Annotated in this window: 7 protein-coding genes and 1 pseudogene; 7 read left to right on the forward strand and 1 reads right to left on the reverse strand. The window is 50.9% G+C overall.

Annotated elements, in window-relative coordinates:
• Positions 1 to 181 precede the first annotated feature (181 nt).
• The 3 genes from ACI2J2_RS07440 to ACI2J2_RS07450 all read left to right on the forward strand — a co-directional run bounded on the left by ACI2J2_RS07440 (position 182) and on the right by ACI2J2_RS07450 (position 10,262).
• The gene (locus ACI2J2_RS07440) at positions 182 to 7,369 is read left to right on the forward strand and encodes an SDR family NAD(P)-dependent oxidoreductase (RefSeq protein ID WP_404759762.1); all 7,188 of its coding nucleotides are present in this window, start codon (positions 182 to 184) and stop codon (positions 7,367 to 7,369) included.
• A 259-nt stretch (positions 7,370 to 7,628) separates the two neighbouring features.
• Positions 7,629 to 8,834, forward strand: coding sequence for a CynX/NimT family MFS transporter (locus ACI2J2_RS07445; protein WP_404759763.1), 1,206 nt, complete (start codon positions 7,629 to 7,631; stop codon positions 8,832 to 8,834).
• 306 nt (positions 8,835 to 9,140) lie between these two features.
• Positions 9,141 to 10,262, forward strand: coding sequence for an AI-2E family transporter (locus ACI2J2_RS07450; RefSeq protein ID WP_209632920.1), 1,122 nt, complete (start codon positions 9,141 to 9,143; stop codon positions 10,260 to 10,262).
• A gap of 133 nt (positions 10,263 to 10,395) precedes the next feature.
• On the opposite strand, the gene ACI2J2_RS07455 is transcribed toward ACI2J2_RS07450, so the two are convergent.
• On the reverse strand, positions 10,396 to 10,827 hold the full coding sequence (locus ACI2J2_RS07455; protein WP_404759764.1) for a GNAT family N-acetyltransferase: 432 nt from the start codon (positions 10,825 to 10,827) through the stop codon (positions 10,396 to 10,398).
• 191 nt (positions 10,828 to 11,018) lie between these two features.
• On the opposite strand from ACI2J2_RS07455, the gene ACI2J2_RS07460 reads away from it, so the two are divergent.
• From ACI2J2_RS07460 to ACI2J2_RS07475, 4 genes and pseudogenes are all read left to right on the forward strand, one after another.
• Positions 11,019 to 11,561: a GNAT family N-acetyltransferase gene (locus ACI2J2_RS07460; RefSeq protein ID WP_404759765.1), complete on the forward strand. Its 543-nt coding sequence runs from the start codon at positions 11,019 to 11,021 to the stop codon at positions 11,559 to 11,561.
• Positions 11,562 to 11,656: 95 nt separating this feature from the next.
• Positions 11,657 to 11,955: pseudogene (locus tag ACI2J2_RS07465) on the forward strand (IS3 family transposase); the annotation flags it as partial.
• A gap of 570 nt (positions 11,956 to 12,525) precedes the next feature.
• Positions 12,526 to 13,155, forward strand: a complete 630-nt coding sequence (locus ACI2J2_RS07470; RefSeq protein WP_404759766.1) for an AraC family transcriptional regulator — start codon at positions 12,526 to 12,528, stop codon at positions 13,153 to 13,155.
• A gap of 116 nt (positions 13,156 to 13,271) precedes the next feature.
• Positions 13,272 to 14,891, forward strand: a complete 1,620-nt coding sequence (locus ACI2J2_RS07475) for an MOSC domain-containing protein (protein ID WP_404759767.1) — start codon at positions 13,272 to 13,274, stop codon at positions 14,889 to 14,891.
• Positions 14,892 to 14,968 lie beyond the last annotated feature (77 nt).

A 14,968-nucleotide genomic window follows, 5' to 3' on the forward strand; every position in this document is an offset into this window, starting at 1 on the left:
AGTGATATAAAATCATTACTAAAAACAAGGAAATATAAATGTGAAAAAAAATTAACTATCTATAATTAATTTTCGACGCCTGACCACAGAGAAAATCAATGAGAAAACCATAAATAAATAGCAAATTAATAAAATTCCTATCTTCAAAAAAATCCTATGTTTACATCACGGAGGTCACCCTATGTCTGCAAATAGAGAACCTATTGCCATTATTGGCATTGGTTGCAAAACCCCTGGAAATGCGAATAATCACAAAGAGTTATGGGATGTATTACTGAAAGGCGTCGACGGTATTACCGACGTCCCCCCTGAGCGCTGGAATAAGGACAAGTTCTACGATCCAGACACCAATAAAACCGGAAAAACCAAGACGGCACGCGGTGGTTTTATCAATGGCATTGATAAGTTTGATAATGAATTCTTTAATATTTTCCCCAAGGAAGCAGAAAATATCGATCCCATGCAGCGCTTGCTGCTGCAGGCAACCTTTGAGGCGTTAGAAGACGCTGGCGATCGACTGGATAGGTTCCGCGGCTCAAAAACCGCCGTATATATCGGTTCGTTTGCCAACGATTATCAGGATATTCTTGCCGATCCTGATAACCGTTATCGCATTAGCCCGCAGTCAGCCATGGGGATCTCACTGACATCTTTAGCAAACCGTATTTCCTATTTGTACGATTTAAAAGGTCCAAGCATTGCCGTCGATACCGCGTGTTCGGCCTCCCTGGTTGCCATCCACCTGGCGTGTCAGAGCATTTGGTTACGGGAGGCGAAGCAGGCCATTGCCGGCGGGGTTAACCTGAATATCAACCCTGCGTTGACGATGATGCTGTCAAAAGGCAATTTCCTCAGTGCAGACGGCACCTGTAAAAGTTTTGACGAAAGTGGCAATGGCTACGTGCGCGGAGAAGGTGTGGGATTGGTCTATCTGAAGCCACTAACTCAGGCGTTGGCGGACAATAATAAGATCTATGCCCTGGTGCGAGGCAGCGCCTGTAACTCTGACGGCTTTACCCCTGCCGGTTTTACCGTACCCAACCCCGAAGCCCAAACGGAAATGCTTCAGACGGCGTACCGGCAAGCAGGCATTGATCCGCAACGAGTGCAATATATTGAGGCCCACGGTACGGGAACTTCTGTCGGTGACCCATTGGAAACTCAAGCCTTCGCCAATGTGTTTAGCCAGCGTCCCGTTGAACAGCCCCTGCTTATTGGATCAATAAAAAGTAACCTTGGTCATCTGGAGGGGGCAGCAGGTGTCACCGGCTTGATTAAACTGGCGCTCTGCCTCCATCATAAACAGATCCCGGCGAACCTGCATTTCAACAGACCAAATCCCAAAATTGACTTTGAGAATTGGCGCCTGAAGGTGGTGGACCGCAATCAACGCTGGCCTGCACCGAGCCACGGTCGCTCACGTATAGGCGGTGTTAACTCATTTGGTGCAGGAGGTACCAACGCTCACGTTGTCTTGGAAGAATACATACCGGATACAGAGGTCATTGTCGGCCTGGATCAGGCAGAAGATATCCGGCCGGAGGTAAATCTGTTCAGTTGCAGTGCCCAAACGCCTGAGGCGCTGAAAGCACAATTACAAACCTATCTGGCCTATCTGTCAGACACCCAAGCTAACCTGAACGATATCTGTTTCAACGCCGGTCAACATCGATCGTTACTTCGCCACCGTCTCGCTATTGCAGCCAGCAGCACGGAGGATCTTGGTGAAAAGATAAGTGCTTACCTACGCGGTGAGTCGCTCGCCGGCGTTGAGTCAGGGCAGGCACAGGATAAGAAGCCGCGTTTGGCTTTCGTCTTTACCGGTCAAGGGCCGCAATGGTACGCCATGGGCCGTCAGCTTATTGATACGGAGCCCGTTTTCCGTCACGTAATCGCCACCATCGACAAGCTGTTTGTCGACATTGCCGGTTGGTCGTTACTGGAAGAAATGAGCCGTCCAGAATCAGAATCACAAATTAGTGATACTCGGATTGCCCAACCCGCCATCATGGCCTTGCAAATCGCCTTGGTCGAATTATGGAAACACAACGGTATTGAGCCTGAAGGTGTCATTGGCCACTCAATCGGTGAAGTTGCGGCAGCCTATACCGCCGGGGCACTCACGTTGGAACAGGCAGTGCAGGTGATATTCCACCGCAGTCGCGGCCAGCACGCGGCATCTGGCAAAGGCGTCATGTTGGCTGTTGGCGTCGATTTACCGACCGCCGAAAAGTTGATTGCCAACGTTGCCGATCGCGTGTCCATAGCCGCCATTAACGGCCCCGAAAGCATTACCCTTTCCGGAGACCGTAAACCACTGGACGCGATTGCCAGTGAGCTGGAAAAAAAAGATGTCTTCCATCGGTTCCTGAAGGTCGATGTGCCATTCCACTCACACCATATGGGCCCACTCAAAGAAGAGCTGATCGCCTCACTCAGCGCTTTAGAGCCCACTGCCGCCCAGATTGCCCTTTATTCCACCGTCAGCGGCAAGCGGGAAGACGGACTCCATTTAGTCAGCGATTATTGGTACCAAAACGTCCGCGACCCGGTCTATTTCTCGCCGGCACTGCAACGCATGGTAGAAGACGGCTTTGATATGTTTATCGAAATCGGCCCACACCCGGCTTTAAGCAGTGGAGCACAAGAACTGTTCACCAAGCTGAACGTCAATGCACAAATATTGCCGTCAATCCGCCGTCAGGAAGATGAAGCCGTGCGCCTTAAGCAAAGCCTGGGTGCGCTGCTGATCGCGGGACACCCAATGAGCTGGCACAAGGTCTGCCCTGGTGCAGGCCGACTGCATGATTTGCCTCGCTATGCCTGGCAAGAGAAACGTTTTTGGAATGAGAGCCGTCGCCATCAGGAACACCGCCTCAAACTCGATTTCCACCCCAATATTACCCAACATCATCGTTCAGGCATCAATCCAACCTGGCACGTGTTCAATGTATTTCTTGATAGCCAGGCAGATCCGTATCTCAGCGAGCATCGGATGGATGATCTGATTTTGTTCCCGGGTGCCGGGATTCTGGAACTTGCAATGGCCTCAGGTCGTCAGGCCTTTGGCGAGTCGTTCAGTTATCTGATGGATATCAGTTTTGAACGCGGACTGTTCCTGCCGGATGAAGGGGAGCCTTTAACCATTAACCTGGAGATTGATTCTGCATCAGGCCGCTATTGGCTGTTAAGCCGGGATGGCAGCAAACCCGATGCGGAGTGGATAAAACACGCGAACGGAATAATAAATTATCTGGACGTTAAACCGGCAGCGCCGCAAATCAGCCTGAGAGAAGTTCAGCGTGATGTCAGCCACCGAATCCCGGTACAACCCACTTACAACAGTTTAAAACGCGGTGGTTTAAGCTATGGCCCTGCGTTTAAAACTATCCAGAACCTCTGGAGCGCGCCGAATAAGTTGTTGGCGAAAATAGTCATACCTGACAGCCTGAAGTTTGGCCTCGACCGCTACTTCATGCATCCTGCACTCATGGACACCGTGGTTCATAGCATTCTCGCTACGCGACAGCAGGACACTGACGAAGAGTTGGGTGTTTACCTGCCGGTGCATATCGAACGCTACCACTTCTTCCAAAAGGCACAGGGCGATATTTTATGGAGCTACCTTTCTGTCCAACAAGCCGACGAAGACTATCTGCAAAGTGATGTGTTGCTGTTTGATGATGCCGGTAATGTAGTCGCTCAAATCATCGGCCTGCGATTAAAATACATCATCGGCTCACGCAGTAACGAAGAGGATATTGCCTACAGCGGTTGTTATGAATATGGCTGGCATCCTGTCGACAACGTAAGTGTACCGGCACAGCCTGGTACAGAAGTATTGTTGATTGCGGACGTGCAGACGCATTATCGCGCACTCGCCAACGCATTGAAGCAGCGCGGGGCGACGGTCATTACCTTGGGAGAAAACCCCGCATTCGATTGGCCGGTAGACCTGCAGGAGCGCCAGGCCGTGCTCAATGCGCTGGGGGAAGTCAAAGCACGCTACCCTGCCCTGACGCGCATTGTGAATCTGCTGCCGCAAGAGCACGTCGGTGAACATGACTTGGCCCCCCGGATAGAATCGCTAATCTGGAAAAGCGTCAATATCAACCACGCAATCATTGAAAATGAACTGCAACCCGTCCTTTGGACCATCAACTGCGGCTCGGAGTGGGTCACGCCAGAAGACTCGCCCATTAATCTGATACAGGCTCCGCTGTATGGCGTCAGCCGCACCATGAACAATGAATATCCGCTTGCCGTCTGCAAGGTTGTTGATTTAGGCAAGGCTAACGAAGGCGAACTGAGCCTTCTTGCTGGACTGATTACGGCCCCCCACAGGGGTAAGAATGAAACCGAATTGGCGATACGCGGGGAGCAACTCTTCGCCCGCAGGTTGAAGAGCGTAGACCCCGACCAAGCTCAGCTCAACGCCGCCAAAGTGCTACCGGGGTGCGGCGGGAATTATCATGCTGTGTTTGGTGTGCCGGGCGTGATCGGTTCACTGCAAATGCGTCAATTTACACCTGCGGAGCTTCAGGAACATGAGATTGAGCTCGCGATAAAAGCCACGGCATTGAACCGCCGTACAACGTCTGAACGTTCACTCAGCCACGAATGCAGTGGTGTGATAACCCGCATCGGCTCGGCAGTCAGCGGCTTCAAGACGGGGGATAGGGTTATCGCTATCACCGCTAACGGCGTGGCCGGAATCACTCGAGTCGACAAACATTACGTGACACATAAACCTGCCGCCCTGTCGTTTGAACAAGCCGCACTGCTGCCTATCGCCTGCCTGACGGCTTGGCAAGCCCTGTTCAAGCTAGCTCGAATCAAACCGGGTGAACGTGTGCTGATCCACTGCGCGCATACGCCAACGGGATTGGCCTGCGTGCATTTGGCTCAACAGCTAAAAGCCGATGTCTTTGCCAGCGCCGATACCGACGCTAGCCGAGAACAGCTTCGCTCATTGGGCATTACGCACGTTTATAACAGCACGACGTTAAGCTTCCATCAGCAAATTATGACCGATACGCAGGGTGCCGGCGTCGACATTGTTCTGAATAACCTCAGCGGTAAAGGCGCTATGCAAAGTCTGAGATGCCTGCAGCCTTTTGGCCGGTTTATAGCGCTGAACCCACATAACCAAGGAGAAAATGAAGCGTTAAGCTTCCACTGCCAACAAGCAAACTTCAGTTATTTTGCCGTAGATGTTCTGTCTCTGGTCGCTAAGAGACCGCATGAAGCCGCAGAGCTCTTTGCTCAGGCCATCGATGCAATTAACAGCGCAACGCCAATGCCATTGCCGGCCTACTCCGCTCTTCCGGTCAATGCACTTCCCTCCGCACTGGGCGACGATCGCCAGTCAGAAAACAGGGTGGTGACCATGGAGGGGGTCTCCGTCAACGCACTTCCCGCGCAGCATTTACAACTGTCAGCGGAGAAAACGTATCTGATCACCGGCGGGGCCAGCGGATTGGGCATAGTGCTGGCTACGTGGTTGGTGGAGCACGGAGCCAGAAAACTGGTGCTCGCCAGCCGCAGCGGCCCTAAGCATGACGAGGATCGCCATGCCATTGCGCTAATGCGCCAACAAGGGGTTGAGGTGCTGTTACCTAAAGTCGACCTCTCTTCGTCCACCGACGTGATGGCCATGATCGAACAGATCAAGCACGTTGCCCCGTTGGGCGGGGTTATTCACGGAGCGGCGGTGATGCAAAATGCCCTGATCGGCAATCTGCAGCGTGACGAACTGATGCCAGCCTTCGAGGCCAAAGCCTTGGGCGCCTGGCATTTACATCAAGCCCTGCAGAATACGCCTCTGGAATTCTTCCTTTCGCTTTCCTCCATCGCGTCCGTGTTCGGTTTTGGCGGCCAGACCTGTTATTCCGCCGCCAATAACTTTATCGACAAGCTAACGCATTATCGCCAAATGCAGGGACTGACTGCGCAGGCGATCAATATCGGCGTACTCGGTCAGTTTGCCGGGCTAACAAAGGATGCCGATTCGTTATTGAACCTGCTGGATAAACAAGGCTGGCTGCCGATGAGCCAGAAACAGGTGACAGCGAAAATCGAGCAAGTTTTGCTGGACGGCAATGTGATAAGAATGGCCGCCAATATTGACTGGGCGCGTTTCCGTGAGCATTACGATCATCTGCGCAACGATCTGCGTTTCGCCCATTTTTTGTCCAATGAAGCACTGCAGATCAAAGGGCAAAACGACGGTAATATCAGCCTGCGTGAAAAAGTACAGGCGTTGTCGGGTTCCGAGGCCGTACAGGAACTGAAACATCAGCTGACCGAAGCATTAGCGCGGATCCTTGGTACCACCGTTGATAAGGTTGCGCCGGAAAAATCGCTTTCTGCGATGGGCTTGGATTCGTTAATGCTCAACCAGTTACGCCATTGGATCCAGCAAAAACTGGAGATCAATTACCCGTTGATGCGCATGGTGAAAGGCCCAAGCTTACTTGAACTCGCCGAGCAACTTTACCAGGAATTGACCAATGGCAGCACTGCGCAAGCACCATCCGGCGACATTTCAGGTATTACTTCAGAAGCCGACATTGAGGTTGTGCATGAATACTTTGTCCGTTTAAAACGGGCACCGAATGAACAGCCGAAGAAAACCAAGCTGTTTATGATGCCTTCGATGGGGGCTGGTGCATCGATGTTTGCTCACTTCCTCTATAACGCCCCGGCAGATTGCGAAGTCTATGCCATTCAATCCCCGGGCCGTGAAAACCGGTTACAGGAAGAAAACCACACCCAGTTGTCGGCGTTGTTGAGCGAATTGGAAACGGCATTCGATCGTTTGATGGAAGATGAAAAACAGCTGGGTTGGGAGGGTGACATCGCCTTCTTTGGTCATAGCTACGGAGGGATAGTGATGTTCGAGCTCTACCGGGCATTGCGTGCCGGCAACAAACTCTTGCCGGTGCATTTCTTCTCATCGGCAACCATGGCACCACAGCTCACCGGCACCTGGAAAAACCGCGAATCGTTACGCGAAAGTGGTGTTGCTTCCAACTCAGAGCAAAAAATCCTCGGTCTGTTGACCTACATTGACGATCTGGAGTTCGTTAAGCAAATCTTACCGGGGCTGCGCAGAGATATGCCATTACTATTAAGTTATGAATACCAACACGACGCGCCGCTGTCCTGCCCGATTACGGTGTTCTCAGCGCTGGAGGATGAGGTCACGCTGGTCGATGAAATGACCGCCTGGGAGGCGCAAACCACCCACGCCTTCCAGCAATTTGTGGTACACGGTGACCACTGGTTTGTCAGCCGCAATAAAGACTTTATTGGCGAAAAAATAGCGGAGGTGCTGGCAGGATTATACGCGCAGTCTCGTCCCTAGCAGCCATTGCACACATGATGAGAAAACCCGTCGTTTTCTGATCTTCACCTAAACAAGAGAGAAGCCATAGGGCTTCTCTCTTTCGTTATAACCCTATTCTGGAGTGACTCTCCGTTTCACTTCACACCCGAAGCTTTAGCGTTCTGGCTTCTCAATAAAGCTCGAAATGAATGGTTTCGCCGGTGAATAGAGCAATAATTGAACTGTTGGTATTATCGACATAACGCATAGTCTGATTTTTATCTCCCTGGAGAAAATCATGACCACAAGCAAATCAGACCCGGTGGATTCGGCCAGCCCTACCGCGACGCAATGGCCAGCAATCGTCAACGTGCTGTTCGCTGGTATTGCCGTTGCCCTCCATGTGGGTAAAGCAACCATTGCCCTGCCGGAACTGCAGCGCGAATTTGGTCGTTCGCTGGAGTCGCTGAGTTGGATCATCTCGGCCTTTCCGTTTATCGGCGTGTTTGGCGGTATCGCTGCAGGCCTGCTGGTTCGCCGCTGGGGCGATCGTCGTTTACTGAGCCTGGGATTAGTGATTGTCAGCCTCGCCAGCTTTGCCGGCGCCATGCAACATGATTTTGCCGGACTGATCGTGACCCGAGTCGTCGAAGGAATTGGCTTCGTCATTGTCGTCGTCGCCGCACCGACCGTGCTCACGCGTGTGGTCGCACCACAAAAACGGAATCTGGTGTTCAGCATCTGGAGCACCTTTATGCCGGCAGGCATAGCCCTCTCCCTGTTTTTCGGCCCGCATTTCGCTGGCTGGCAACAGAGTTGGGTCGCGGGCGGTGCCCTGACGCTGCTGGCAGCACTGCTGCTGCCATTAACGACCCCACGTGGTGCGATAACCCTTTCCTCAGCACCCGCGATCAAACTGCGGCAGGCGCTGCTCAGTATCATGCGTGCGCGACAACCGCTGTTGTTGGCGTTGATATTTACCACCTACAACCTGCAGTTCTTTGCCGTGATGGCCTTTTTGCCGATATTCCTGATGCAACGCATCGGGTTAACGTTGGCAGCGGCAGGTGGCGTCAGCGCTGCCGTGATTGCCGTCAATATTCTCGGCAACCTGGCCGCAGGCGTGCTGTTGTTGCGCGGTCTACGGGCCCGAACCCTGCTCGCTGTTGTCAGTACCTTCATGGGGCTTGCCGGGGCCGGCGTTTTCCTTTCAATAACGCCTAACGGCCTGCTTGTCCCGCTGTGTTTACTGTTTAGTGGCATCGGTGGCATGCTGCCCGCCACTATCTTGGCGGCGACACCAGCAGCAGCGCCAGAGCCCACATTGATCCCCCTGAGCCTGGGCCTGGTGATGCAAGGCATTTATCTCGGCCAGGTGATCGGCCCGGTCGTCTTGAGTGCCCTTGTTGCCTACGCGGGTTGGACAGCCCCCTCCGTACTGGTGCTGTCCGCCGCGGTGCTGGGGAGCGCACTGGCGTTATCGCTCACAACGAAGGCGCGATAAACGAAAGGCCCATTACACAATATATAAAATGAGTCCATTGGGCTGGTAATCAACGAGAGGCCGCTGTGGCCTATGTGAGCAGTAACGTCACCGACGAAGGGGATTCTCGCTGGCGAACTTAACGCCCCGTTTCCTATACCCAATACCCCCACAAAATGAGGCATCATTAATAAGCTTTATTAATTATTGGTGCATAAAATCCACTACCTGTTACGCGTTTGTGATGTTAGGGTTTGTTCTTCAAGAAGTGTCAATGCCGGTGCATATCGAGATTGACAAGAAAAATCTATCATCAGAGGGACGGGTATGATGTCTAAAGGTATTTCAAAAGGATTCTTTATTCTGATCCTTTTTATTGTTACCGCTGCTTTTCTGGACGTATTGGGTCCCTATTACTCGTCAGTGCTGTGGGCCATCATTTTGGCGGTGATTTTCCACCCGGTGAAACAAAAGCTCAAACAATACCTGGGCGATCGAAATGGCCTGGTTTCGCTTTTGACGGTCGCAGTGATCTGTTTGATCGTGTTTACGCCGTTGGCGATCATCGCATCTTCGTTGGCGATTGAACTCAACGTTGTCTACACCAAGTTGCAAGGTAACAACACGCAATTCCCGGTCATTCTGGCCGACACCCTGCGATTACTGCCGGGTTGGGCACGCCATTTTCTGACTGAACATAACCTCGACAATGCCGCAGAAATACAAAAGAAACTCTCCGAGCTGGCGCTGCAAGGCGGGCAATATCTTGCCGGTAGCGTGTTCCTGATCGGCAAGGGTACGTTCAACTTTGCCGTTGGCTTTGGCGTCATGCTATATCTGCTGTTCTTCCTGTTGAAAGACGGCCCTTATCTGGTCAACCTGACGCTCGAAGCATTGCCGTTATCCGAATACGTGAAACATCACCTGTTTGTGAAATTCGCCGCGGTTTCCCGTGCCACGGTGAAAGGCACCGTCGTGGTCGCCGTCGTGCAAGGTGCGCTCGGTGGTCTGGCGTTTTATGTCACCGGGATCGAAGGTAGCCTGTTGTGGGCTGCACTGATGGCATTCCTGTCCATTATCCCTGCCGTGGGTTCTGCCATTATCTGGGTACCTGCAGCCATCTATTTCTTCGCCACCGGTATGCTGTGGAAAGGCCTGTTCCTGGTGGGCTTCTTCGTGGTTATCATCGGGCTGGTCGATAATATCCTTCGTCCACTGTTGGTCGGTAAAGACACCAAGATGCCTGACTATCTGATCCTGATCTCTACCCTGGGTGGGATGGAAATCTACGGTATCAACGGCTTTGTCATCGGCCCACTGATTGCCGCCCTGTTTATCGCTTGCTGGAATATCCTTTCCGGCCGCGACAGCAAGGAAAATACGGATGAAATCGATGAAGAATTCATCGAGGAAGGGAAAAACCACCCTGATGCCACGAAGGCGGAGTAAAACGCCAGTACTCTTCATTCCGGGGCCTTTTCAGGCCCCAACGGTTGTATCTGTGTCTTACCAGGCCAGGCTTTATCGGCTCAATAGGGATAACAACGCGTGCCGCTGAAGCTGACGTGAACTCACCTGTCGGTTAATTCCTCGCACACCTGTTCGGATAGAAAAAAATCATCTCCGGATCGCCCTCATCAAGATTCTCAATATGGCCACTCTCGATAAAGCCCGCCGCCAGCAACAATCCCCTCATGGTTACATTCGAACGGTTGGTTGACGTAAAAAGCTTGGGCTGAGGTGAAAGTGATATCAGCGTGTGTAACAGTTGTGAACCCACTCCCTGTCGCCTGTAGCCTTCAGCCACCATCAGCATTTCGATAAAACCGCAGCCAAAGAAATGGGCGCTCAACACACCATAGGCCACCACCTGCTCTTCATTCTCAGCGAGATAACAGGTTCCTGCCGCACACCATTCCCGAATCTGGGCGCAGCGATGCGGGACATGAGATAGAGAACTATCGATAGCGGCCAGCGCAGAAATATCCGCTGTCGTAGCAAGACGAACAATCATTTTTCTGGTTCCTTGGTTACTGGCATCTTTTCAACACGCTTCACACCTGCCGATTTCAGATTTTCACAAGAGATAATATTTATCAGTGTTTGGTCGTGACCGCCATTGCTGATGTGTCAGATACCGATCCTAACATCTGTAAAACGATGCTAGGATAAACCGCAAAAAGCGCCGGTTAACAAGAAGGTTTCATGATCGTCACCACTACCCCACGACTCATTATTCGTGCATTTAATGGCAAAGATGCGAATGCGCTATTTGACTACCTGTCCTCGCCCCGCACGCCTTGTTTTTATGACGAGAAACTCAACTCCTTGGCCGAAGCAGTCGAATCGGTTAACAAGCGTGCTCTCGATCCCAGTCAGTTCGCCGTATGCCTCAAAGAGAACGACATACTTATTGGCCATCTCTTTGCCGATAATAGTGAAGAGCCGGACCAGAATACCTGGAGCGTGGGCTGGCACTTTAATCAGCGTTATGAAGGCCAAGGCTTTGCCACCGAATCCGTCATGGCGTTGTTTAATTATTTATTTACTGAGAAAAACGCCAGACGCCTCTATGCCTACGTAGAAGATTACAACCTGGCGTCTCAGAAACTTTGCGCCCGTCTTCATATGCGTCAGGAAGGTTGCTTCAAGGAGTTTGTTACGTTTATAGCGGAAAATGGCGAGGAACAATATGACAATACCTTCGTTTACGCTCTGCTTAAGAGAGAGTGGCAAGCTATTGGTTAACTTACGCTTTGGCGTTTGGTTATAAACGGGCAACCACTTACCCGTGTTTCATGGTCAGGCGCCTTTGACTTGCTCTCCGTTGATTAGTACACCCCGATGTTCCTGAGGTTAAGCACCTGAAGTCGCTTGAGCAAGAGAATGCCAGACTCAAGAAGCTGCTTGCCAAAGCCATGCTGGATAAGGAGGCGCTTCAGGCGTCTCTTGGGCGAAAATACTGACGACAGACCAGAAGCTGTGGTGTTGATGTGTGATGCGACCGGTCTGTCGCAACGTCGAGCCTGCAGACTCACTGATTTGTCCCTGTCGACCTGTCGCAATGACGCTCAGCGTCCAGCTGCTGCGCTGCGAAGGGGGTCATGTTAATTTCAAGCGAGTATACCGGCCCTATCATCTCAGATACGCGCCGTGTTAAAGCCACTGTCAAAACGAGTGAGGAAAAAAATCTTCAGCTGATACACGGAGGAGCATCGGACGCGGAATGCTGGTGACGCTATTGAATCCAAAGACGCTACTGTTCTATATTTCTTCGCTCAGTTCATAAATGTTCAGGCAGAGCACTCCTGAATGGCGTTTATCATTCTTACAACCGTGATATTCACAATTACTCTCGTTTACCTCGGCTTTCTCGTTTTCTGTGGTTCTTACTTGCTCAGCCGTTTAAAATACAACCCTATGCTATCTGCCATTGGAAACGCATTGGTAGGGATATTCTTTATTGGATTTGCAGTAATACTCGGAAGCGCAACTTCATAATCAGATAGCTAAACTGCTGAGAGGCCAGTCCAGCATATGTATTCCCTAACGCCAACATCTGTCTGGAAATGTGAATGATATGGGTAGTTTTGATCCTGACTCATCTGAATCATCTATTAACGTATTATTCCTGAGCTCCTCAAATTTAGAGTTAGAGGTCCCTGTTCACTCGCATAAGCGAGGACAATTAGTCATGCCGGTAACGGGGTCAATGACCTGTGAAGTTAACGATGAACTATGGATGGTTCCCAATCAATCCGCCATGTGGATCCCGCCAGGACTCCCGCACCGAAATCTCCCGTCCGCTGCGGCCACTTTTTGTTTTGTGTATTTTGAACCATCACGCACCGTTTTGCCCGAGAAATGCTGCACGCTCTCGGTCAGCCCTTTGGTGCGGGAAATGATCCTGCATTTAGCTAGCATCTCACAAGAAGCAACAATGCAAACAGAGATGCATTTACTGATCAACCTGCTCTTTCATATGATGCCGCAAATGCCGAGAGAGCAACTGAACTTCCCACTCTCAAACGATGCCAGGCTCAGGAAAGTAGCCCGCAAGCTGCTTGACGATCCTGCAGATAGGCGAACGATCAAAGAATGGGCCTCTTTTCTTGCCCTTAGCGAAAGAACTTATTCCCGATTGGTCGTAAAGGAAACCGGCATGACCTTTGGCCAGTGGCGTAAACAGCTACATATTGTTATTTCTCTTCAAAGGCTTATTGAAGGTGAAACCGTGCAAATGGTCTCGGAGCGGCTGGGATATGATTCCGTAAGCGCCTTTATCACCATGTTCAAGAAAGCGTTAGGTAAATCACCAAGGCGCTATATCAGCAAAAACTGAGGTGCATGCCGCTACAATAATTGACCGTTTTTAGCAATCAGTAGTCAATTATTCTAAATTCTTCCAGATAAAGAGGCTGTACCATGGGGCTACAGATCTGGAGAGAGAGGCATCCAATGTACCCAAAATCAACAATCGATGAGTTACGGCAAGGCGAAGTAAAGCACTTATTCTCGGTCAATACCGGCATTGATAAGCACCCGGTCGATAGCGTCACCGTCACCTTTACTGGCTTTACTGACGATGAACAGGCCGAAAGCTTTCATGGAGGAAAAGAACGCGCGATTTTACAGTATGATTCTGAGCATTATGCGTCTTTGGTCGCGCAATATCCCGACTCTCGTCATCTGCTTGTAAAGGGCGGGTTTGGCGAAAATCTGGTTGCTGCTGGAATGAACGAAGGCAACATGTGTGTGGGTGATATTGTCAAAGCAGGAACGGCAATTCTTCAGGTTGCCCAGCCAAGACAGCCCTGTTTTAAGCTCAACCACCGATTTAAAGAGCCTACCCTTTCCCGCTTTGTACAGGATACGGGTAAAACCGGCTGGTTTTACCGCGTACTTAAAGAAGGCAAAATCTGCGCTGGCGACGGGCTCGAAGTGATTGAGCGCCCCTACCCTCAATGGACCATCGCCGGGATACTGCGTTACCTTTATATCGAAACCGATAATCACGCCATCACCGAACAACTTGCCGCGCTTGAACCACTGGGTGGCGAAGTTAAAGGTGTTTTTCAACGCCGTCTTGATAATAATGATATTGAGGATTGGGGCGGACGCTTATCAGGTAACAATGGCGTACTTGAAATGCGTATCATCAATATTGTTGATGAATATAAAGGGATTAAACGCTTCATTTTGAGCCGCGTTGATGCTGGCATTTTGCCTGCATATTCTGCCGGCGCGAATATCACACTCCAGTTGGCTAACGGCTTATCGCGTGCATATTCCCTGTGTGAGCCCTGGAGCGACAGCGAATATCATATTGCGGTAAACCAGGCTACCGATAGCCGTGGTGGCTCACGGTATTTACATGAAGATGCTCAGATTGGTGATATTCTCACCGTCTCTGCCCCCGCCAACTATTTCAGCATGGCGAGAGATGAGCACCATATTTTCATTGCTGCCGGCATTGGTATTACGCCATTTATTCCGATGATTGCAGAAGCACTGGCCTACGGCGAAACCTATGAACTTCACTACTGCGTGAATGACGTGCGCCACTTTGCCTTTGCGCAACAGCTTGAAAAGTATGATGGCAGCGTTTTTGTATACTCCTCGGATAATCCACTCAATATAAATAAGTTGCTGGAAAACCATGCCAGAGGCACTCACGTTTATACTTGTGGTAGCCCTGGTTTCGTTCAGTTGGTACGAGAAAGTGCCAGCCACTGGCACGATAATCATGTCCACTTTGAAAACTTTGCAACTAAAGACAAGAGCAGCGATGATGATTTTGTTGTTACGATTAAGGAAACAGGGCAAAAAATACCGGTAGATAGCCAAACCACGCTGCTTGAGGCTCTGAGGAACCACAATATTCATATTGAGTCAGCCTGTGAAACCGGCGTATGCGGAAAATGTCGAGTCAATTACCAGGGCGAGGTAGATCACCGGGATTCAGTGTTAACCAAAAGCGAAAAGAAACGTTGTATGACGCCCTGTGTTTCTAGAGCCAAGCGCGATGAACTTACTATCTCATTGCCTGCTGCGTCAAAGCAGCCTGATTACAGCTGACACTCATTATATTCTGTGTCTGGATCACTCTCTTGATGGGCCAAGCAACGTTACATCCACAGGTGCTGGATTATTCC

Origin of the sequence: Serratia sp. NPDC087055, assembly GCF_044900985.1 — a bacterium.
Lineage (GTDB): Bacteria > Pseudomonadota > Gammaproteobacteria > Enterobacterales > Enterobacteriaceae > Serratia.

Excerpts from the sequence above, each read along its gene's own strand:
- ACI2J2_RS07475 (WP_404759767.1), top strand. The coding sequence starts at position 13,272 with ATGTACCCAAAATCAACAATCGATGAGTTACGGCAAGGCGAAGTAAAG.
- ACI2J2_RS07460 (WP_404759765.1), top strand. The coding sequence starts at position 11,019 with ATGATCGTCACCACTACCCCACGACTCATTATTCGTGCATTTAATGGC.
- ACI2J2_RS07455 (WP_404759764.1), bottom strand. The coding sequence starts at position 10,827 with ATGATTGTTCGTCTTGCTACGACAGCGGATATTTCTGCGCTGGCCGCT.
- ACI2J2_RS07440 (WP_404759762.1), top strand. The coding sequence starts at position 182 with ATGTCTGCAAATAGAGAACCTATTGCCATTATTGGCATTGGTTGCAAA.
- ACI2J2_RS07470 (WP_404759766.1), top strand. The coding sequence starts at position 12,526 with ATGACCTGTGAAGTTAACGATGAACTATGGATGGTTCCCAATCAATCC.
- ACI2J2_RS07450 (WP_209632920.1), top strand. The coding sequence starts at position 9,141 with ATGATGTCTAAAGGTATTTCAAAAGGATTCTTTATTCTGATCCTTTTT.
- ACI2J2_RS07445 (WP_404759763.1), top strand. The coding sequence starts at position 7,629 with ATGACCACAAGCAAATCAGACCCGGTGGATTCGGCCAGCCCTACCGCG.